The 19,606-nt window shown below is 43.8% G+C and carries 21 protein-coding genes; 11 read left to right on the plus strand and 10 right to left on the minus strand.

What is annotated here, in order from left to right; all coding sequences use genetic code 11:
* The first annotated feature begins 1 nt into the window (after nucleotide 1).
* On the plus strand, nucleotides 2-625 hold the full coding sequence (locus R7Q11_RS01550) for a class I SAM-dependent methyltransferase (RefSeq protein WP_005373579.1): 624 nt from the start codon (nucleotides 2-4) through the stop codon (nucleotides 623-625).
* A 525-nt stretch (nucleotides 626-1,150) separates the two neighbouring features.
* Here R7Q11_RS01550 and R7Q11_RS01560 read toward each other — a convergent pair.
* The gene (locus R7Q11_RS01560) at nucleotides 1,151-1,699 is read right to left on the minus strand and encodes an ATPase (RefSeq protein ID WP_225466126.1); all 549 of its coding nucleotides are present in this window, start codon (nucleotides 1,697-1,699) and stop codon (nucleotides 1,151-1,153) included.
* A 103-nt stretch (nucleotides 1,700-1,802) separates the two neighbouring features.
* On the opposite strand from R7Q11_RS01560, the gene R7Q11_RS01565 reads away from it, so the two are divergent.
* From R7Q11_RS01565 to secF, 4 genes are all read left to right on the plus strand, one after another.
* Complete coding sequence (locus tag R7Q11_RS01565) at nucleotides 1,803-2,471, plus strand: SH3 domain-containing protein (RefSeq protein WP_225466127.1); 669 nt, start codon at nucleotides 1,803-1,805, stop codon at nucleotides 2,469-2,471.
* A 168-nt stretch (nucleotides 2,472-2,639) separates the two neighbouring features.
* The gene (locus tag R7Q11_RS01570) at nucleotides 2,640-3,119 is read left to right on the plus strand and encodes a hypothetical protein (protein WP_033906372.1); all 480 of its coding nucleotides are present in this window, start codon (nucleotides 2,640-2,642) and stop codon (nucleotides 3,117-3,119) included.
* 164 nt (nucleotides 3,120-3,283) lie between these two features.
* Complete coding sequence (gene secD / locus R7Q11_RS01575) at nucleotides 3,284-5,122, plus strand: protein translocase subunit SecD (protein WP_154204239.1); 1,839 nt, start codon at nucleotides 3,284-3,286, stop codon at nucleotides 5,120-5,122.
* 2 nt (nucleotides 5,123-5,124) lie between these two features.
* Nucleotides 5,125-6,027 carry a protein translocase subunit SecF gene (gene secF, locus R7Q11_RS01580; protein ID WP_054577769.1) on the plus strand — a complete coding sequence of 301 codons (903 nt, stop codon included), beginning with the start codon at nucleotides 5,125-5,127 and terminating at the stop codon, nucleotides 6,025-6,027.
* A gap of 58 nt (nucleotides 6,028-6,085) precedes the next feature.
* Here secF and R7Q11_RS01585 read toward each other — a convergent pair whose 3' ends face one another.
* Both R7Q11_RS01585 and R7Q11_RS01590 read right to left on the minus strand, forming a co-directional pair.
* Nucleotides 6,086-6,352, minus strand: a complete 267-nt coding sequence (locus R7Q11_RS01585; protein WP_005373566.1) for a hypothetical protein — start codon at nucleotides 6,350-6,352, stop codon at nucleotides 6,086-6,088.
* A 15-nt stretch (nucleotides 6,353-6,367) separates the two neighbouring features.
* Nucleotides 6,368-6,988 (minus strand): LysE family translocator, encoded by a 621-nt coding sequence (locus R7Q11_RS01590; protein ID WP_021035942.1) that lies wholly within the window; start codon nucleotides 6,986-6,988, stop codon nucleotides 6,368-6,370.
* A 739-nt stretch (nucleotides 6,989-7,727) separates the two neighbouring features.
* On the opposite strand from R7Q11_RS01590, the gene R7Q11_RS01595 reads away from it, so the two are divergent.
* From R7Q11_RS01595 to phaC, 4 genes are all read left to right on the plus strand, one after another.
* Nucleotides 7,728-8,468 carry an SDR family oxidoreductase gene (locus tag R7Q11_RS01595; RefSeq protein WP_005373555.1) on the plus strand — a complete coding sequence of 247 codons (741 nt, stop codon included), beginning with the start codon at nucleotides 7,728-7,730 and terminating at the stop codon, nucleotides 8,466-8,468.
* Nucleotides 8,469-8,480: 12 nt separating this feature from the next.
* The gene (locus R7Q11_RS01600) at nucleotides 8,481-9,689 is read left to right on the plus strand and encodes an acetyl-CoA C-acetyltransferase (protein ID WP_005373553.1); all 1,209 of its coding nucleotides are present in this window, start codon (nucleotides 8,481-8,483) and stop codon (nucleotides 9,687-9,689) included.
* Between the two features lie 44 nt (nucleotides 9,690-9,733).
* Nucleotides 9,734-10,081 carry a phasin family protein gene (locus tag R7Q11_RS01605; protein WP_005373550.1) on the plus strand — a complete coding sequence of 116 codons (348 nt, stop codon included), beginning with the start codon at nucleotides 9,734-9,736 and terminating at the stop codon, nucleotides 10,079-10,081.
* Nucleotides 10,082-10,147: 66 nt separating this feature from the next.
* Complete coding sequence (phaC, locus tag R7Q11_RS01610; protein ID WP_225466128.1) at nucleotides 10,148-11,923, plus strand: class I poly(R)-hydroxyalkanoic acid synthase; 1,776 nt, start codon at nucleotides 10,148-10,150, stop codon at nucleotides 11,921-11,923.
* 170 nt (nucleotides 11,924-12,093) lie between these two features.
* Here phaC and R7Q11_RS01615 read toward each other — a convergent pair whose 3' ends face one another.
* The 6 genes from R7Q11_RS01615 to napF form a co-directional block, all read right to left on the minus strand.
* Nucleotides 12,094-12,228 (minus strand): TIGR02808 family protein, encoded by a 135-nt coding sequence (locus tag R7Q11_RS01615; protein ID WP_005373546.1) that lies wholly within the window; start codon nucleotides 12,226-12,228, stop codon nucleotides 12,094-12,096.
* A gap of 11 nt (nucleotides 12,229-12,239) precedes the next feature.
* Entirely contained in the window at nucleotides 12,240-12,818 is a 579-nt protein-coding gene (locus R7Q11_RS01620) for a NapC/NirT family cytochrome c (RefSeq protein ID WP_005373542.1), read from the minus strand.
* A gap of 28 nt (nucleotides 12,819-12,846) precedes the next feature.
* Nucleotides 12,847-13,302: a nitrate reductase cytochrome c-type subunit gene (locus tag R7Q11_RS01625; RefSeq protein WP_005389061.1), complete on the minus strand. Its 456-nt coding sequence runs from the start codon at nucleotides 13,300-13,302 to the stop codon at nucleotides 12,847-12,849.
* A 78-nt stretch (nucleotides 13,303-13,380) separates the two neighbouring features.
* The gene (gene napA, locus R7Q11_RS01630) at nucleotides 13,381-15,870 is read right to left on the minus strand and encodes a periplasmic nitrate reductase subunit alpha (RefSeq protein WP_005389060.1); all 2,490 of its coding nucleotides are present in this window, start codon (nucleotides 15,868-15,870) and stop codon (nucleotides 13,381-13,383) included.
* A complete protein-coding gene (locus R7Q11_RS01635) occupies nucleotides 15,867-16,175 on the minus strand; it encodes a chaperone NapD (protein ID WP_005373535.1) in 309 nt (102 codons plus the stop codon). Before R7Q11_RS01635 ends, napA begins: the two co-directional genes overlap by 4 nt.
* A 47-nt stretch (nucleotides 16,176-16,222) precedes the next feature.
* Nucleotides 16,223-16,708, minus strand: coding sequence for a ferredoxin-type protein NapF (gene napF / locus R7Q11_RS01640; RefSeq protein WP_005373529.1), 486 nt, complete (start codon nucleotides 16,706-16,708; stop codon nucleotides 16,223-16,225).
* A gap of 247 nt (nucleotides 16,709-16,955) precedes the next feature.
* Here napF and narQ point away from each other — a divergent pair, with 247 nt between their 5' ends.
* Together narQ and R7Q11_RS01650 are read left to right on the plus strand one after the other, a co-directional pair.
* Nucleotides 16,956-18,692 (plus strand): nitrate/nitrite two-component system sensor histidine kinase NarQ, encoded by a 1,737-nt coding sequence (narQ, locus tag R7Q11_RS01645; protein WP_053307260.1) that lies wholly within the window; start codon nucleotides 16,956-16,958, stop codon nucleotides 18,690-18,692.
* A 4-nt stretch (nucleotides 18,693-18,696) separates the two neighbouring features.
* Complete coding sequence (locus R7Q11_RS01650; RefSeq protein WP_031777156.1) at nucleotides 18,697-19,311, plus strand: response regulator; 615 nt, start codon at nucleotides 18,697-18,699, stop codon at nucleotides 19,309-19,311.
* A 90-nt stretch (nucleotides 19,312-19,401) separates the two neighbouring features.
* Here the strand turns inward: R7Q11_RS01650 and R7Q11_RS01655 are convergent, their stop codons facing one another.
* Nucleotides 19,402-19,575, minus strand: a complete 174-nt coding sequence (locus R7Q11_RS01655; protein ID WP_005373524.1) for a hypothetical protein — start codon at nucleotides 19,573-19,575, stop codon at nucleotides 19,402-19,404.
* Between the last annotated feature and the right edge of the window lie 31 nt (nucleotides 19,576-19,606).

Here is a 19,606-nt window from a genome sequence, read left to right on the forward strand (position 1 = left end):
GATGAAATTTTTCGATAGACTTAAGATTGCCCACTATCATCGAAAGCGATATAGACAGTTTGGTAAAGACAGAGCCCGAACTCTGGGATGGGCAGATAAGTATAGTCAGATCAGCCGTTTTGAGGCGTTGTGCCGAGGGTTAACGTTAGACGGTTCAAGTATTTTAGATATTGGGTGCGGCTACGGAGACTTGTTAGCGTTTATCGAACTTACGGGGGGGCTTCCTCAAAGCTATATTGGCATTGATCAGCAAAAACAGTTTATCTCTGAAGCCAGAAAACGAGATTTTCGTACGCAAAGTAAGTTTATATGTGGCGACTTTTCAACGTTGGTATTGCCTCGTTGCGACTTTGTTTTTGCTTCCGGATCATTGAACTATCAATCCACCAACCCAAATCATACCATTGAAATGATTGATAAAATGTACCGAGCGACAGAGAAAGGTTGTGTGTTTAACTTGTTGGATGAATCCAAACTACCCAGCATGAAAATGTTAGCGTCGCACAATAAAGAAGGTGTCTTTCGCTATTGTCGGTTGCTGTGTCCGAATACACGATTGATTGAGGGATACTCCGAGCACGACTTTACGATTGCCATGATCAAAAAAGCGGAGTCCGTTTCCTGACTCCGCTTAATAAATTCTTAAGCCTTATTGGTTTTTGTATTGTGAGATTTCACAGTTACCTGTGTATCTATCAACCTTGAATGAGAACGCGGCTGAATGGTATTCCCTCCCATCACTCCATATTGTTTCTCCGAAGATTTTACACAGATCCAAATCACTGATTGAACCGAACTCTTTTACGTGCCTAACTACTGACAAAAACTTGGCTTTGGTAGCATTAGGACATTCCCTGTTACTTAATCGATTGATAACCATGTTTGTAGCATCATCTCCAGCCAAATGTGACTTTTTATTAAATTTTATTAATGGCTAAACTAACCAAAAAATGTCCATAAGTAAAGCATTAATGTGACGTATGTCTCTATAAATTGATTGTCTTGGTCATGGTTTAGTCAAGTTTGTCAAAGAGAACAATCCCATTATTTACATTTGATATCATTCACGACTAAGGAAAGAAAAAAGCACGAATAACGTCCAATATTGGAGTGAAAAACCAACATCGTCTATTCAAAACTGGCTCTGTTTTTACTTCGAAACATCTTGAGCGTATTGAAGCGCTCGAGCTTCTTTATCATAGACTTGTGACAGAGTTTGATATTGTGAAGAGAGGCGCTTGTAATCTTCAGCAAGTTCCAAAGCGTTGGTGTTATACCATTCCGCAGTTATTTGATTGACGGTTTTGTTTGACTCGCGGCACTTTTGGGCCAGGATCTCCCACCCATTAGCTGACCATTGGGATTGTGTGCTCAATTTAAGCAGTTGATCCGCTTTAGTTGTGAGCTCTTCTTTGTATTGAATCGATGCTTTTAATTGCGCTTTGAACACATTTTGGTTCGACTTGGCACGCCAAAGTAGCACGAGCTCATGCAGTGAAAAGGTGTCGGACAATAACTGACGCTGTTTATGTTCCGTTAAAAGTGTATTGAATACCTCAACATGCTGATTGTAATTGGACTCTAAACGATTGAATTGGGTAAGATTGTCATTCCACGACGATGGGTTACATTGAATATTGGCGTGCCCCGTTATCGGGAACAGAAGAAATAGTAGTATCCAATTGAGTCTGTTGATCATTATTGCTCGCGTTAGTTGACCTGCTCTTTTGAGTATATACCCAAATTTCTACGACATACGTGCTGCTGGTGGGATAAGAATAAAGAATGAAAAGGAAAAGGGCATGAAGAAAATTCTCGTCGCATTGATTGTCATGCTGTTGCTCGGCGGAGCGGGGGCTGGATACTATTTCTTCGTTATGCAGAAAGATGAACCTGAAGCACCAAAGGCTACGCAAGTCGAGCAATCTTCACTGCAAAAAGAAACATCCAAACCGATTCTGGATTTAGAAGCCGCTCCCCCGGAAGTTACCGAGTACTACGTCATTGAGCGTCGTGTCAATGTTTACAACAAGCCTGACCTTAATGCTTTAGTTGTCGATACGCTCTATAAGGGAGAAAAAGTATCGGTGTTAGAAAAAGTAGATGGGTGGTACCGAATCTCCGGCTATCTTGTCTATGAAGAGGGTGGTGAAGAAAAAGCCGAATGGTTGAATGCTGAAGGGTTATCGGATGCAGAGCCAGTTATTAAAGAGCAAGAGCGCTTAGAGATATTGGATGAATACCTACAGAAGTCGGATGATTTAAAAGTTCACTTGGATATTTTCCGTAAGAAAACACAGCAATTGTTAGACGATGAAACCTGTGATCCGAGTGATTTTGAGGAGCTCGGAGGCTGGGTTCGTTCTGTGACGTTCAAAAAGCGCAACGTTTACTTCATCTATTGTGGCGGTTTGGAGCAAGAGAACAAGATCTACTTAGATGTTGATAAGGGCGATATTTTTTATCGATAACTCACGACCAATTACACTAGTTCTCTAAAGACGTTTTGATAAATGCAATAACGATGCAAACCTGAAATCAGAGATTTATAACTTTTTAGTTGTGAACCATAATCAATAGGAATACTATCAACGAGTCAAGTGACCTAACTTGGCTCTTTGTGTTTTTAGTGAGTTCCTATGTCTTGGATTTACCTTAGAAAGTTGATTTTGCTGCTATTTGCAATGGTATTGCTACCAGTGCATGTATCTGCTGCGCAAATCGACCACAAGGCTCACGTACCGCACTTTTCTAAGCTACAACCTTTTGTAGCCGCAAGTGTATCGCCAAACTCTTCCGTCGATTTTTCTGAAGTCTCAGAAGAAAGCTCTCAATCTCCAGTATCTGAAGGCCATGCAAGTCTCGATTCCGTTGCTTTGTTTAACTCTCAGCGCTGGACGTCTTACTTACGGGAAGGGCTTGATGACGAGCACGTAGATTTTGTCGGCGATCTCACGACTCCGTTTTACGCTGATGCGGGTTACGCATACAGCTTGATGGACATTAACTGGCGTCACAACCAGTCCACATTTTATCATTTCACAAGCGATCATCGCATTTCTGGTTGGAAAGAGACCAATGCCATGTACGTCGCACTCAATAGTCAGTTTTCTGCCTAAACACCATTTATTTGCACCATTGTGCACTCTTAACACGACGATTGTATTCGACAGGACGTGAGCGTTCTGAGCATTTCATACCCTGAATTTATTCTGGGAGCATCTGTCGTGTGTTAAGCCTTGTTATTAAAAGCTTCACTTCATCGTGAAGGGATGATGTTTACATGAAAAAAACACCAAAGCAGCAAAAGAACAGAAAGCTGATGAATCACTACTCAGCTTGGAAATATGTAGTATTAATCACGACGGTCATTATTTTAACCCTAAGTGCTATACCAACTTGGTTTGGCGAACAGCCTTCTATCCAGTTGACGTTTTCGGAGCAAAACAACAGTGAAATGTCGGTTGTTCATCTGAATCAACTGCTAAAAACCAACCATATTTCAGCCGACAAAATCATCGAAAAAGACGGCAAAACAACCATTGTATTCGATGGTGAAGATGCGCAAAGTAAAGCTCGTGCGTTGTTAAACAAAGAGCTAAATAAAGACGACAGCATCACTTTCTCATACGTATCGGTTGCGCCAGAATGGTTGAATGAGATGGGCTTTAGCCCAATTAAGCTCGGTCTTGACCTTCGTGGTGGCGTTCAGTTCTTGTTGAATGTTGATGTGAATAAAGCGTTTGAAGAACAACGTGATGCGTTGATTGATGAAATCAAAGCGAACCTACGTGATCAACGTGTTCGTGGTGTGCAAGTTCGAGCAGAGAGCGGCAACCGAATTACGGTAAACAGTGACAGCGAGCAAGCATTGTCGGAAGTGAACAAGTTCTTGCGTCAAAACTACCCGGGCTGGATTTCAAAAAGTTCATCTCGTGGCTTTGTGCTTGAACCGAGTGAACAAAATATCCAAGAATTTCAATCGTCGACTCTTCAACAAAACCTGAAGATCATGCGTGGTCGTATTGAAGAACTTGGTATCACAGAAGCACTAGTGCAACGCCAAGGTAAAGAGAGCATTCGAATTGAACTCCCTGGTGTACAAGATCCTGCTCAAGCGAAAAACGTTATTGGTGCAACAGCAAGCTTGGCGTTTTATGAAGTGAAAGATGCGAGCCAAGCACACAGCAGCCAAGATCTTGTTCTTCAAGATAATGATGGTCGTACTGTGATTTTGTCAAAACGACCAGTTCTAACGGGCGAGCACATCGTGAACGCTCGTGCTGGTGTCGACAAAATGGGCATGTCAGAAGTCAATATTTCTCTTGACCACGCTGGTGGTAAGAAAATGAGTGACTTCTCAGCAACTCACATCGGCAAGCCAATGGCGACCGTTTACCGTGAATACAAAACAAACGATCGCGGTGTAACTGAGCGTAGTGAGCGCGTTATCAGCGTCGCGACTATTCAATCTCAGCTTGGTAGCCAGTTCCGTATTACTGGGGCAGGTAGCATGGACGATGCGCAGCAGTTGGCGCTATTGCTTCGCGCGGGGTCACTGACCGCGCCGGTTACTATTGTGGAAGAGCGAACAATCGGTGCTTCTCTGGGTGCAGAAAACATTGAAAACGGTTTTGCAGCACTGGCTTTAGGTATGGGACTAACACTGACCTTTATGGCACTTTGGTACCGCCGCTTAGGTTGGGTAGCAAACGTGGCGCTTTGTGCCAACATGCTTTGTTTGCTTGGCTTAATCGCCTTGTTACCAGGAGCGGTTCTAACGCTTCCGGGTATTGCCGGTTTAGTGTTAACCGTCGGTATGGCAGTAGACACCAACGTTATTATCTTTGAACGTATTAAGGACAAAATGCGTGAAGGCCGCAGCTTCGCTCAAGCGATTGATCTTGGCTTTGACAGCGCATTCTCGACCATCCTTGATGCCAACATTACTACCATGATCACCGCCGTGATTTTGTACGCCATCGGTAATGGCCCAATCCAAGGCTTTGCCTTAACACTCGGATTAGGTTTGTTAACCAGTATGTTTACAGGCGTATTTGCCTCTCGAGCAATGATCAATTTAATTTGGGGCCGCGATGCCCGTCGTGATGTGAGGGTTTAATCATGGTCGAAATGCTAAAACAAAATATTCGTAAAATTCGCTATTTTACTACGCTAGTTTCCATCATTTTAACGGTGATCGCGATCGTCGCTCTAGGCTTTAAAGGGTTGAACCTAGGTTTGGACTTCACTGGCGGTATGGTGACAGAAGTAAAGGTAGATAAGCAGCTAACTAACCATGATCTGCTTGACGTTCTGCAACCAAAGCTTGGTGAATCTGCGTCAGTGACACGCTCTGGTGAAGATGGCCGTTGGGTGATTCGTTACTCTGCGCCGGAAGATGGACAAACGTTGCCAAGTGTAGAAGAGGTGTTGAAGCCAATCTCTCACCAAGTTGATGTTGTCAGCAACAGTATAGTTGGCGCTCAAGTTGGCCAAGACTTGTTTGAACAAGGTGGCTTAGCATTGTTGATTTGTGTGTTGAGTATTCTCGGTTACTTGTGTTTCCGTTTTGAGTGGCGTTTGGCCAGTGGTTCACTGTTTGCTTTGGCCCATGATGTGATCTTAGTGCTTGGTTTTTTTGCAGTTACTCAAATGGAGTTCAACTTAACCGTTTTTGCAGCGGTGTTAGCAATTTTAGGTTACTCATTGAATGACTCTATCATCATTGCAGACCGAATCCGTGAGCTGTTGATTGCGAAACAGAGTTGGAAAACAGAAGACATCAATGACCAAGCTGTTATCGCGACGTTTTCACGCACTATGGTGACATCTGGTACGACATTGATCACTGTTGGTGCATTATGGATTATGGGAGGAGCGCCTTTGGCTGGTTTCTCAACCGCCATGTTTATTGGCGTTCTGTCGGGGACATGGTCTTCGATTTCGATTGGTACTGTGCTGCCTGAGTGGTTGAAACTGGAGCCGAAACATTATCTTCCAGTTGAGATCGACGCTGCGCCGTAGCATTATTTTTAAGGTAAAAGTGCTTGCGCCACTCATCTTGAGTGGCGCTTTTTTGTGCTTATTTCACGCGCATCAAGCGATGTTTCACAAGTCCCAAATCGAACTCTAAGACTTGTGAGCGCTTCATTGCTTCGACTTTATTCAACATTGGCTCTTGGTAGCCTTTCTTCTTCATCCACTGAAGAGGTACAGAGAAAGCATCTTCATTAACGACATAAGACTCGCCTTTATGCTCACCGCTATAGACGTTCACAACCCAAACTCGGGCTTGAAAGTCCAATACTTCACCCATGACTTTAGCGATTTTATTCAGAATATTTTTCATTGTTTCCAGTTTGCCTTAGCTTAGTAGCAACCAGACACCAACTCCCATCATTAAAGTGCCTGCGATACGGTTCATTAGACGTACATTCTTAGACTGACCTAATACGTGTTTCAACCCTTTACCACCAGTAGCGTACAGAGACATGCAAATGAACTCAAACAGTAAAATAATGGAGACAAGTATGATCAGTTGCGGTGCAAGCGCTGCGTTTTGGTCTATAAAAGGCGGTAAAAGAGAAATCATAAATGCCCAGCCTTTTGGGTTTGCGATTGCGGTAACGAAGCCTTGCATGATCAGTGCGATATTGTCACTCTTTGGTGTTTCTAAGTTGTCGACATTAATCGCAAGTTTCCCTCGCGATCGCCACATTTCAACACCAAGATAGAGTAAATAACCGCCACCAATGAACTTTAACGCGATAAACATCCAAGGATAATTGAGCATAATCGCAGCGATACCTAACACCGCAGAGACTGACACCAGCGCAACACCGAGAAGTTCTCCTATCATCATCCATAACGTGCGACGATAACCGATACTCATACCTAACGTTAGGGCGAGAGTCATGCACATACCAGGCGTGATTGAGACAAAAAAGAAAGTAGGGATGAACATACTGAGCAATGCAAGATTCATATCTGTTGATGATTTAGTGATTAAAGAGAAGCCACAAAGATAGTGCAAAGTGGAAAAGGATGCTACTACAAAGCGAACGATTACTTTCACTAGTAGCTAGTTGATGTTCTTCGAATATATAAATTTAAAATGAAATTATATTTTAATCTATGCGTCATAATAGTGCGTATTGCACCAGTATGAGACAAGCTCTTATATCATTTTTAGATTAAATATATTTAATTTATTATATTTTATCGGTATTAATCATCACTGTATTAAAATAATCGAATTGATAACTAAATTATCATTAAATACAGTAATTAAATGATATGTTTGATAATTATTTTTACTGATAATTGAATTATTATTCTAATCTCAAGTTTGTTGTAATCATATAGGCTTAAAATTCAGATCTTAAATCATGACATAATGTAACGTCTACCATTCTGTATGTAAGTACATGATATTTAATAATTATGTTTCTATTTCTGTTGGTGTGGCTTTTGTGGAAGTGTGATTTAAAACAATGACTTATGTAAAATTAACCATTTTATAACATTTCACGGGTAATGAGATCTAAATCAATCTTATGCAATTGGGTGAGTTTTTTATTTGAAATGTAATATTTCTAGGTTAACTTAAAATAAAGGCAGCACGGGATTGGTTGTCAAAAGAATAAATAAACACGTCAGTTGGTGAACTATTTCATCAGTGTATTAAGTTTGCTTTTTAAATGCCGTTAAGAATGGAGTCTTCAATGAAGAAAGTCGCTTTGATCACTGGATCAAAAGGCGGAATTGGTTCTGCTATTTCCTCTCAATTAGTCAATGACGGTTACCGTGTAATCGCTACTTATTTCACAGGTAACTACGAATGTGCGCTGGAGTGGTTCAACAGCAAAGGGTTTACCAAAGATCAGGTTCGCCTTTTTGAGTTGGATGTAACAAACACGACAGAGTGTGCAGAGAAATTGGCGCAATTGCTTGGGGAGGAAGGAACCATTGATGTTGTTGTCAACAACGCAGGAATCACACGTGATGGCGTGTTTAAAAAGATGACTGCGCAAGCTTGGAATGATGTCATCAATACCAACCTCAATAGTTTATTCAACGTTACGCAACCCCTCTTTGCTGCAATGTGCGAAAAAGGCGGTGGTCGTGTCATCAATATCTCTTCAGTCAATGGTCTTAAAGGGCAGTTTGGTCAAGCAAACTACTCGGCGGCGAAAGCTGGGATGATCGGTTTCTCTAAAGCCTTAGCATACGAAGGTGCTCGCTCGGGTGTGACAGTTAATGTTATCGCTCCGGGTTACACGGGTACGCCAATGGTTGAGCAAATGAAGCCAGAAGTGCTGGAATCCATCACGAACCAAATTCCAATGAAACGTCTTGCGACACCAGAAGAAATTGCAGCATCAGTGAGCTTCTTGGTCAGCGATGCGGGCGCCTACATCACCGGAGAGACTTTGTCGGTGAACGGCGGCCTATACATGCACTAAGGAGAGAAGATGATGGAAAAAGTATTTATCGTAGCGGCGAAGCGTACTCCAATTGGTGCTTTTGGTGGCAGCCTGAAAAATACTTCTGCTGGCGATCTGGCAGCAGTAGCGATTAAAGGCGCGTTGGAAGCGGCAAAGTTGCCTGGCGACAAGGTTGACGAAGTGATTGTTGGCAACGTTGTTGGTGCAGGTCAAGGAATGGGTGTTGGCCGCCAAGCGGCACTGTTTGCGGGGATTCCTGAATCTGTTCCTGCATATGGCGTAAACATGGTTTGCGGTAGTGGCATGAAAACGGTCATGGATGCCGTGTCCCATATCCGTAGTGGCGATGCTGAGATCGTTGTTGCAGCGGGTGTTGAAGTCATGTCTCAGATTCCATTTGCTGCACCAAGCAGCATTCGTGATGGCAACAAAATGGGCAATCTGGAACTGAAAGATCTGCTCGTAGCGGACGGTTTAACCGATGTTTACAACCAATATCACATGGGTGTGACGGCAGAAAACGTAGCAAAACAAATCGGCTTAACTCGCCAGCAGCAAGACGAATACGCGCTGTCTAGCCAACAGAAAGCGGTAGCCGCTATCGAAGCTGGCAAATTTCAAGACGAAATTGTGCCAGTGGAAGTAAAGCAACGCCGTGAAACCGTGATGTTTGATACGGATGAATACCCAAAAGCGAACGCGACAATGGAAGCCTTAAGCAAGCTACGTCCTGCTTTTGACCGCGAAGGCACTGTGACTGCGGGTAATGCATCAGGCATTAACGATGGCGCGAGTGCGATTATCGTGGCGTCTGAAAGCGCAGTTAAAGCGCATGGATTAACGCCGCTTGCTGAGATCGTAAGCTATGCGCAATCGGGTCTTGATCCGAAGATCATGGGCCTAGGTCCTGTTGAGTCGGTCAATAAAGCACTCGAAAAAGCAGAACTCAGTGTACACGACATCGACGTTTACGAGTTAAACGAAGCATTTGCAGCGCAAGCACTTGGCGTGATTCATCAGTTGGCGGAAACAAACCAAGTTCCAGTTAACGCGATTCAAGATAAAGCGAACTTTAACGGTGGTGCTATCGCGCTAGGACACCCGCTTGGTGCATCTGGAAACCGAATCTTAGTCACGCTGGTTCACGAGCTTCATAAACAAAATGGTCAATATGGCGTTGCTTCACTTTGTGTGGGCGGCGGCATGGGCACGGCTGTGGTTGTAAAGACAGTTAAGTAATTATTTAAACGGACACTTTTAATTCTTTCTCTAGGAGACAAACCATGTACACAGATTTCTTCAAAACATTTAGCGATCAAACTGAAAAAAATCTAGAACCTTACTTGAAGTTCAACAAGCTAGTGACAAAAAACGTAGAAGTGTTGACCGAGCTTCAATTGAACGCCATTCGCACATACAGTGAAGTGGGTCTAAACCAGATGAAAGCAGCGACAGAAATCAAAGACGTAACGTCATTGACTGCTTTCAACAGTCAGCAACTAAGCGTACTTACTAAACTTTCTCAACAAATGATGGATGACAGCAACAAGCTTCAAGCGATTGCAAAAGAGTTCAAAGAAGACGTTGAGAAAATGACTTCGGAAAATCTAAAGACTGTTACTCCAGCGTAATTTGTCCGATTCTCGCCGCCCCTAGATTTGGGCGGCGTTGTTTTTTCCGAATATAGGAGTAAGACTATGTTTCAACACTTCTTTTCGGACTATCTTGTGAAGCTTCAGGAAACCAATCATCAGTGGTGGCATGATTTCGAAGTGAACAAGGCAGTCGTGAACTCTCCTTTAAACAAGGCCATGCAAGAAGTGAACTTTGAGGATACTACTAAACTGTTCGAACAAGCTGCGAATCAGCCTGCTGCGATTTTAAAGCTGCAAGCACAGTGGTGGGAACAGCAGCTGCAAATTTGGCAGAATGTTGCATTGGCAGGGAACCAAGCACAAATCGTCGAAGCTGAAAAAGGGGATAAGCGTTTCTCAAACGAAGCGTGGCAAAATGAAGCCATGTATAGCTTCATCAAACAATCCTACCTTTTATTTAGTAAGACCTATCTGGACACCATCGAGTCTTTGGAAGGCTTAGATGAAAAGACGAAAGAACGTATTATTTTTTTCTCTCGCCAAGCCATTAACGCCCTTTCTCCTTCCAACTTCATCGCCACTAACCCAGAGCTTTTGAAGCTGACACTTGAGCAAAACGGTCAAAACTTACTGGCAGGCTTAGAGCAGTTGAAAGAAGACGTTGAGTCGAGCGCAGACATTTTAAAAATTCGTATGACGAATAACAATGCATTCCGCGTGGGCGATGACGTTGCGACGACACAGGGCAATGTGGTTTTTCAAAACGAATTGTTTGAGTTGATTCAATATCGACCTCTAACAGAGAAAGTGAATGCGACGCCGCTGCTCATCGTCCCGCCTTTCATCAATAAATACTACATCCTTGATTTAACGGCAAAGAACTCAATGGTTCGATGGTTGTTAGAGCAGGGGCATAGTGTATTTATGATGTCTTGGCGCAATCCAGGCAAGGCACAAGCGCACATAGAGTTTGGTGACTACGTGACAGAAGGCGTAGTGAAAGCCGTCGCTGCAATTGAAGATATAACAGGACAAGAGCAAATCAATGCTGCTGGTTATTGTATCGGTGGTACTGTTTTAGCAAGCACGGTTGCCTACTACGCTGCAAAACGTATGAAGAAGCGCATTAAGTCTGCCACTTTCTTCACCACGTTGCTCGACTTCTCTCAACCAGGTGAAGTCGGCGCGTATATCAATGACACCATTGTTAGTGCAATTGAAGCGCAAAATAACGCAAAAGGGTATATGGACGGCCGTTCCTTAAGCGTGACGTTTAGTTTACTGCGTGAAAACAGCTTGTACTGGAACTACTACGTCGACAATTACTTGAAGGGTAACAGTCCGGTTGATTTCGACTTGTTGTACTGGAATAGCGATAGCACCAACGTCAGCGCTGCATCTCACAATTTCTTGCTTCGCGAGCTCTATTTAGAGAACAAGCTGGTGCAAGATAAAGGCGTCAAAATTGGTGGAGTATGGATTGATCTAAATAAGATCAAAATTCCTAGCTATTTTGTGTCAACGAAAGAAGACCACATTGCGTTATGGCAGGGAACTTACCGTGGTGCGCTGAACACGGGTGGTAACAAAACGTTTGTCCTCGGTGAGTCTGGTCATATTGCGGGCATCGTGAACCCGCCAGCTAAAAATAAGTATGGTTATTGGTTGAACGATAATTTGGATGACTCTGCTGATGAGTGGTTGAATAACGCGGAACACAAAGAGGGATCGTGGTGGACACACTGGAACGAGTGGTTACTCCAATTCAACCCTAAAGAGCAAGTTGAGCCTTTCCCTATTGGCTCAGAAAACCATCCGGTTATTGATGAGGCGCCAGGACAATACGTCAAACAGGTTCTGCCAGTAAAAGAATCTTAAACGACTCCCTATAGCAGTAAATCTTAGCGGCCTTTATGGTCGCTTTTTTTATGTATGATTGCTTGTTTATTGTTGGCAAGTACCATTGATTAATAAATAAAAAGCGCCGAGCATTTGCTCGGCGCTCAGTGTCAACAAATAGGCTAGTTGACGAGTAGAGATGCGTTACGTTATACCTCTTTATCCTTACCAAATGACAGCAGCCAGAGAGAGATTGCTGCTACCGCCACAAAGCCGGAAAGAATAATCACTGGCATAGCACTGTAGCCAAGGATATGCCAAATTACAGATTCTAATGTACTCATGGTAAGTCTCCTTAGTGCCAGCCTTCAACGCCGCTCATGTCTGGTAGTTTGTGCGCAATACCTTTGTGACAGTCTACACATGTTTTCTCGCCTGAAGCTAGAGCGGTGGAGTGCTGTTCTGCCGCACGTGATCCTTGCTGAGAGTAATCCATGAAATCAAACTCATGACAGTTACGACATTCAAGAGAGTCATTCTTTTTCATACGTGCCCACTCTCGTTCTGCGAGGTGTCCACGACGCTCTTGGAACTTCTCTGGCGTATCGATAGTCTTCGTTACGAAGTGTGCAAATAGCTCTTTAGATGCCTGTACTTTACGAACGATCTTATCCGTCCATTCATGAGGAACGTGACAGTCTGAACAAATCGCACGAACACCAGAACGGTTGGAGTAGTGAATTGTTTCTTGAATTTCAGCAACGATCGGCGCGTGACAGCCAGAACAGAATTCTTCTGTGTTGGTTGCTTCCATACCTGTGTTGAATGCGCCCCAAAATAGAAGGCCACCAGCGAAGCCTAGAAATAAAACCACACCAGCGGCAGCTTTACTCGGGCTCGACAGTCTCTTCCAAAACGCTTTAAGTATTTTCATAAGTAACCTCTTAGTACTCGCGTTTCAATTACTGAAGCGAATCGACTGCCTTAAACTCGTTTTCCACTAGTGGTTTTGCATCCGTTTGTGGAACGTGACATTGCAAACAGAAGTAACGACGAGGAGACATATCTGCCAGTACCGCATCTTCTCTGTTTACATAGTGCGTTACGCTAATTTTAGTCGCACCTGACTCTTTTGCATTTTTCCAGCTATGGCATGCAAGACACTTGTTAGCATTTAACGAAATTTCGTAGTGACGAATGCTGTGTGGGATCAACGGTGGTTGATAAACATAGCTGTCTTCAACGATTTGATCTTTAGGGAAGTCTTTGAACTCGTCTGCTGGACGCGTATCTTCCAATTGAGACATTCCACGTAAAGATTCTAGACCACCAATACCACCAGGATTATCCAACTCAGCTTGCGCAATGCCTGTCACTAACGCACCTACAGATAAAACTGCGACAAGTAATTTTTTCATCATTTCATCTCCGCCTTTATGGCTTAAATTCTTTATTAGGCCGCCATAATGACGGCCGTAGCATTCAGTATCTGAAGGTTAAGCAATCTTAGTGATTTTGACTGGGCACTTCTTAAAGTCTGTCTGTTTAGACAGTGGATCAGTCGCATCTAGGATAAGCTTGTTAATCAAAATACGTGCATCAAAGAACGGTACGAATACCAAACCTTTTGGCGGACGGTTACGACCGCGAGTTTCAACACGAACGCGTACTTCACCGCGTTTGTTTGCCATGAGTACTTCTTCACCACGACGAACATTGCGTGCTTTTGCGTCTTCTGGGTGCATGTAACACACTGCGTCTGGTACTGCTTTGTATAATTCAGGTACACGACGAGTCATGGTGCCTGTGTGCCAATGCTCAAGAACACGACCAGTACATAACCACATATCAAATTCATCGTTCGGTACTTCTGGTGGCGCTTCGTATGGCGCGGAAATGATCTTCGCTTTGCCATCAGCATTGCCGTAGAAGTCCCAACCAGAACCTTCTTTTGCGTATGGGTCTGAACCTTCTTTAAAGCGCCACTGTGTTTCTTTACCATCAACAACAGGCCAACGTAGACCACGTACTTGATGGTAGCGGTCGTATGGAGCCAAATCATGCCCGTGACCACGGCCAAATGTTGCGTATTCCTCAAACAGACCCTTTTGGACATAGAAACCGAAGTGGTGAGCATCGTCATTCAGTTCACGAGCTTCTTCGATAGGGAATTTGTCGACGTTACCATTGCGGTAAAGTACGTCGTACATTGTTTTACCACGGTATTGAGGCGCTTTCGCTAGAAGCTCTTCAGGCCACACTTCTTCCATTTTGAAGCGTTTCGAGAACTCCATTAGTTGCCAAAGGTCCGATTTTGCTTGACCGACTGTGCCCACTTGTTGGTACCAAGCTTGGGTACGACGCTCTGCGTTACCGTAAGCACCTTCTTTTTCAATCCACATTGCGGTAGGAAGAATAAGGTCTGCTGCTTGTGCTGTTGCTGTCGGGTATGGGTCAGACACAACGATGAAGTTTTCTGGGTTGCGGTAACCTGGAAGACGTTCTGTGTTGATGTTTGGACCGGCTTGCATGTTGTTGTTACATTGAACCCAGTAACAGTTCAGAACGCCGTCATTCAGCATACGGTCTTGCAATACGGCGTGGAAGCCAGGTTTTGGTGGAATCGTACCTTCTGGCAGTTTCCAGATGTCTTCTGCAATCTTACGGTGTTTAGGGTTAGCAACCACCATGTCCGCTGGCAGGCGGTGAGCAAACGTACCAACCTCACGAGCGGTACCACATGCTGATGGTTGGCCCGTTAGTGAGAATGGGCTGTTCCCCGGGGTCGAGATCTTACCGGTTAGTAGGTGGATGTTGTAAACCAAGTTATTCATCCATACACCACGAGTATGTTGGTTCATACCCATCGTCCATAGAGACATCACTTTCGTGTTTGGATCCGCGTATTGCTTCGCAAGCTCGATAAGCTTCTCTTTCTCAACACCAGAGATTTCAGATGCTTTTTCTACTGTGTATGGCGCTACTGATTTCTTGTACTCTTCGAATGAGATAGAAGTGAGTTTGCCAGAGTTCGGGTTCTTCGCTGCTTTTTGTAGCGGATCATCGTCACGTAGACCGTAGCCGATGTCAGTGTCTGCTTGAGTGAAGTTCGTGTGTTTGTTCACGAAGTCCCAGTTTACTGCATCGTTTTCGATGATGTAGTTTGCGATGAAGTTAGCAATTGCAAGGTCAGACTGAGGATTGAAAATGTAGCCGTGGTCTGCCAACTCAAATGAACGATGGTAGTAAGTAGAAAGCACGTTCACTTTAACGTGAGGGTGGCTTAGGCGGCGGTCAGTAATGCGAGTCCATAGAACCGGGTGCATCTCTGCCATGTTTGAGCCCCAAAGAACGAAAGCGTCTGCGTTCTCAAAGTCATCGTAACAACCCATTGGCTCATCGATACCGAATGCGCGCATGAAACCTACAACGGCAGAAGCCATACAGTGACGAGCGTTTGGATCAATGTTGTTTGATCGGAAGCCTGCTTTCATTAACTTTGACGCAGCGTAGCCTTCCATTACTGTCCATTGGCCTGAGCCAAACATACCTACGCTTGTTGGGCCTTTTTTCTCGAGGGAAGCTTTCCATTTCTCAGCCATGATGTCGAAAGCGTCATCCCAAGAGATAGGTGTAAATTCACCATCTTTGTGGAATTTGCCATCTTTCATTCGTAGCATCGGTTGAGTTAGACGGTCTTGACCGTACATGATCTTAGAAAGGAAGTAACCTTTGATACAGTTCAGACCTTTGTTTACTGGTGCTTCTGGGTCACCCTGTGTTGCTACCACTTTGCCGTTTTGAGTGCCAACAAGAACAGAACAGCCTGTACCACAGAAACGACAAGGTGCTTTGTCCCATGTGATTTTGGTTTGATCAGAGCTTGCAATCAGGTTGGCTGCAGATGCTGGTAGTGTCACACCTGCGACAGCAGCAGCTGATGCAGCCGCGTTTGCTTTCACAAACGCACGTCTTGTCATTTTCATACTTCACCCTCGATTTGGGAATGTTGTGTTCCAGTGTCTTCTTCATCCGTTTCTTCAAGCCCAGTTTCGATTTGGTGATAAACCAATACCGTGCTTAAGACGTTCGGTAAATTGTTAATGGCATCGATAGTGTCTGTGATGAAACCTTGGTTCTCAGTTTCAAGTACGACGATAATCTTGCCTTCAGGACTGTCACCATAGATTTCCGCATTTTCGTGTGCTTCTATCTTTTGTTTGATTTCGTCCAAATGTTCCGGCAGCACATGTACTACCAAACTTGAAATATGCACTTCATTTAGTGACATATAGCTCTCTCATTTATTTTTATTGCCTTTGGCCGACGACATTCGGCTTAGGCTGTTGTATTGCTCACATTGATGGATGAAGTCGGGCACACTGAAACACAGGCGCCGCAGCCGTTACACTCATCAAGGTCTAAATTGGGTTGTGCTACTTTCCCCAGTTCTAATTTGAACTGAATTGCCATCGGGTCGCACATATCCCCACAACTTCGGCATTCGACATTTTGTTTTGCTAAGCAGTTATCGTTGATACTTGCTTTTGCTTGCCAAGGTTGTTCTGTTTCTGGCAAGAAAAGGGGCTCAGGACAGGCGTTTGCACATTGATAGCAAAATGTGCATTCATCGATGGAAAAATCGACCGAGGGGAATCCGCCATCACTTTTGGTTATAATCTTTGTTTCACAGGCCTCAATGCATTTACCGCAGCGAGTGCAATCGTCCGTAAACTGTTGCGGTTTAGTTAACCAAGGCAAACGTACGGCGTTGTCGGGGTGCGCTTTTCTTGCAAAGAGTCTTCTTCTGGAAAGGTCTACCACTTAGTCACCTCGAAACTTGGAACCCAAACTAAGCATAGTCCACAATTTTCATTAATAAACTGTCATTTAAACTAACGAAATTGTAGTTTTTGACATATTTGTATAAATACCTCTTAGGGGGTAAATGGTATGCAATATTGTTTTGGATCAATAAATTCCGTCGCAGGTGATCACATATTGATAAAGTTGAAAGGTAATGGGTTCATTGCACGTAAAAATAGGATTGTTAATGGGCGAGGAACTCAGATTGTTTAAAAATGTGAAAAAGTCGGTGACGCGCACGATTGCGTCCGCGATGCTTCTTATTTTGCTGCTCTCAGTCGCTACGACTGGTTTTGCGATTTTTACGTTAGCGTCCAGTTTGAACGATGCTGAAGCCGTCAATGTTGCTGGCTCGATGCGAATGCAAAGCTACCGTCTGGCGAATGATATTCAGGTTAAATCTGTTGACTATTCTTCACATATTGACGCATTTGAATATTCGATATATTCACCTTCAATGAAAGCGCTTCAGCATTGGTCTGTGCCAGAAGACATCACTCACGATTACTACCGTCTTATTATCAGATGGCATGAACTCAAGGCGGTGCTTAGAGGAGACAACCCGGCAGAATATCAACTCCTAGTAGCCGGTTTTGTTGAACAAATCGATGAGTTTGTATTTAAGCTACAAAGCTTTTCGGAGCAAAAACTGATTAACTTAGCCTGGATCGGCGGGTTAGGGTTGGGTGGCATTCTTTGTGTCAGTATGTTTGTCGTTCATTTTGTGCGCCTCGAAGTTGTTCGGCCTCTGCGTGCTTTAGTTTTTGCTAGCGAGCAAATTAAAAATCGCTCATTTAATATATCGCTCAATGTATCCAGCGATAATGAAATGGGAATACTGACTCGAACCTTTAATCGGATGGCGACAGACCTTGGTAAGTTGTACCGAGGATTAGAACAAGCGGTTGATGAGAAAACACGTAAATTGCAGCATGCCAACCAGTCTTTAGAGGTGCTGTATGACTCGTCAAAAGAACTCACGGCGTCGCGTATTAATCAAGACAATTTCCAGGCGATTTTGCAGCATATCGTCAGTCTTGAGGGCATTAAAGCGGTCAAACTTGAAATCGAGCAGTTGGGAGAACCGAGCTGGATATTGATGGAAGGAGAAGAATGCTGCCAAGATTGTGATGAAGATTGCCACGGTAAAGCCCTGATGCTAGATGGTGAGCACTTGGGCTATTTATATTGGAAAGCAGGGTTACCTTGTCCGAACGAGGCTCTTATTGACAACTTCGTGCAGATTTTATCACGCGCCGTGTATTACAATCGGGCGCAGCGCCAAGCAGAACAAATTCTGCTGATGGAAGAGCGAGCCACTATTGCTCGGGAGTTGCATGATTCATTGGCTCAAGCACTCTCTTACTTAAAAATTCAGGTCGCTTTGTTGAAGAGAAGCGTAAAGAACTTGCCTGACGAAAAGGCGATCGCGCAGGCTAATCAAGTTATTGCCGAGCTAGATACGGGCTTATCTGCCGCTTATACGCAGTTACGCGAGTTACTGACGACGTTTCGTCTTACGATTAAAGAGGGCAGTTTTGGCCAAGCATTGCAAGACATGGTTGAAACGCTCAGTGAACAAACTGCTGCGGACATTACGCTAAAAAATAGACTTTCATCAACTGAACTGGATGCACATCAGCAGGTTCATTTACTACAGTTGATAAGAGAAGCGGCAATTAATGCTATCAAACATGCGCAAGCAGATAATATTCACATTCAATGTCTCGATAATGATGGAAAAGTCACAGTAACCGTTAGCGACGATGGAATAGGCTTTGAACATCAAGACGAAAAATTAAATCATTACGGTATGAGTATCATGCAAGAGCGGGCCGCTAGACTGCATGCCGATCTTCACATCGAAGCATCGATAAACAAAGGTTGTACCGTAAAATTAGAATTCCAACATAGTAAGGAAGTAAACAGTGACAGTGTGTAAAGTAATGCTGGTGGATGATCATCCACTCATGCGAAGAGGTATCCACCAGCTTTTAAGCTTTGAGCCTGAGTTTGAGGTCATTGCAGAAGCAAGTAATGGCGCGGATGCAGTAGCGAAAGCGCATGAGCTGGAACTGGATCTTGTACTTCTTGATCTTAATATGAAAGGCATGTCTGGCCTTGATACTTTGCAAGCACTGCGTGCAGATGGCTGTGAAGCCAGAATTGTCATTCTAACCGTTTCGGATAGCCCAGCAGATATCGAAGCAATAGTTCGAAGTGGTGCCGATGGCTATTTATTGAAAGACACTGAGCCTGATGAGTTGGTTGAGTTGCTAAAACAAGCGCATCAAGGGGACAAGGCATACAGCCAAGAAGTTTCTAAGTATTTGAGTGAACGTTCAGAGCAAGAGGACGTGTTTGATACACTGACCGATCGTGAATCGCAGATCTTAAGAGAGGTGGCAAGAGGTTTCCGCAACAAGCAAATTGCCGATCGTCTTTTTATCTCTGAGTCTACGGTTAAAGTACATATGAAGAGTTTACTTAAAAAGCTTCAAGTTCCTTCTCGTACTGCAGCAACCGTCCTTTATCTTGAGCGCTTTGGCGACATCAAATAACATTGTTGGATTTGAATCTGTAATAATAAATAAAATCAAACAGTTATATTGATTCTGACGAATAAAAAAACCGCCTGTTAGGCGGTTTTTTTACTTGTCTGGGCGAATAGAGTACAAGTCACTGTTGTGCTTACCACACTCCAAATAGTACTGATAAGCCACTTTTTTGCTTTCAGCAATGACTCTCATGCAGTGCATTTTCCCCTGTTCAAAATATCGAATCTCATATTCTACACTGGTATCAAGTTGCTCAGCGGCTGCCATACTTCGCCTCCATAAACCATCCAAAAAACAT

The organism is Vibrio sp. 970 (assembly GCF_033339075.1).

Bases quoted from the DNA above. Each gene is read 5' to 3' on its own strand.
- R7Q11_RS01625 (WP_005389061.1), bottom strand. From the start codon at position 13,302: ATGAAAAAATTACTTGTCGCAGTTTTATCTGTAGGTGCGTTAGTGACA.
- R7Q11_RS01605 (WP_005373550.1), top strand. From the start codon at position 9,734: ATGTACACAGATTTCTTCAAAACATTTAGCGATCAAACTGAAAAAAAT.
- R7Q11_RS01550 (WP_005373579.1), top strand. From the start codon at position 2: ATGAAATTTTTCGATAGACTTAAGATTGCCCACTATCATCGAAAGCGA.
- napA (WP_005389060.1), bottom strand. From the start codon at position 15,870: ATGAAAATGACAAGACGTGCGTTTGTGAAAGCAAACGCGGCTGCATCA.
- R7Q11_RS01560 (WP_225466126.1), bottom strand. From the start codon at position 1,699: ATGATCAACAGACTCAATTGGATACTACTATTTCTTCTGTTCCCGATA.
- R7Q11_RS01590 (WP_021035942.1), bottom strand. From the start codon at position 6,988: ATGAATCTTGCATTGCTCAGTATGTTCATCCCTACTTTCTTTTTTGTC.
- R7Q11_RS01570 (WP_033906372.1), top strand. From the start codon at position 2,640: ATGTCTTGGATTTACCTTAGAAAGTTGATTTTGCTGCTATTTGCAATG.
- R7Q11_RS01565 (WP_225466127.1), top strand. From the start codon at position 1,803: ATGAAGAAAATTCTCGTCGCATTGATTGTCATGCTGTTGCTCGGCGGA.
- R7Q11_RS01615 (WP_005373546.1), bottom strand. From the start codon at position 12,228: ATGAGTACATTAGAATCTGTAATTTGGCATATCCTTGGCTACAGTGCT.
- R7Q11_RS01650 (WP_031777156.1), top strand. From the start codon at position 18,697: ATGCTGGTGGATGATCATCCACTCATGCGAAGAGGTATCCACCAGCTT.
- secF (WP_054577769.1), top strand. From the start codon at position 5,125: ATGGTCGAAATGCTAAAACAAAATATTCGTAAAATTCGCTATTTTACT.
- R7Q11_RS01600 (WP_005373553.1), top strand. From the start codon at position 8,481: ATGGAAAAAGTATTTATCGTAGCGGCGAAGCGTACTCCAATTGGTGCT.
- R7Q11_RS01595 (WP_005373555.1), top strand. From the start codon at position 7,728: ATGAAGAAAGTCGCTTTGATCACTGGATCAAAAGGCGGAATTGGTTCT.
- phaC (WP_225466128.1), top strand. From the start codon at position 10,148: ATGTTTCAACACTTCTTTTCGGACTATCTTGTGAAGCTTCAGGAAACC.
- R7Q11_RS01585 (WP_005373566.1), bottom strand. From the start codon at position 6,352: ATGAAAAATATTCTGAATAAAATCGCTAAAGTCATGGGTGAAGTATTG.
- R7Q11_RS01655 (WP_005373524.1), bottom strand. From the start codon at position 19,575: ATGGCAGCCGCTGAGCAACTTGATACCAGTGTAGAATATGAGATTCGA.
- R7Q11_RS01635 (WP_005373535.1), bottom strand. From the start codon at position 16,175: ATGTCACTAAATGAAGTGCATATTTCAAGTTTGGTAGTACATGTGCTG.
- secD (WP_154204239.1), top strand. From the start codon at position 3,284: ATGAAAAAAACACCAAAGCAGCAAAAGAACAGAAAGCTGATGAATCAC.
- R7Q11_RS01620 (WP_005373542.1), bottom strand. From the start codon at position 12,818: ATGAAAATACTTAAAGCGTTTTGGAAGAGACTGTCGAGCCCGAGTAAA.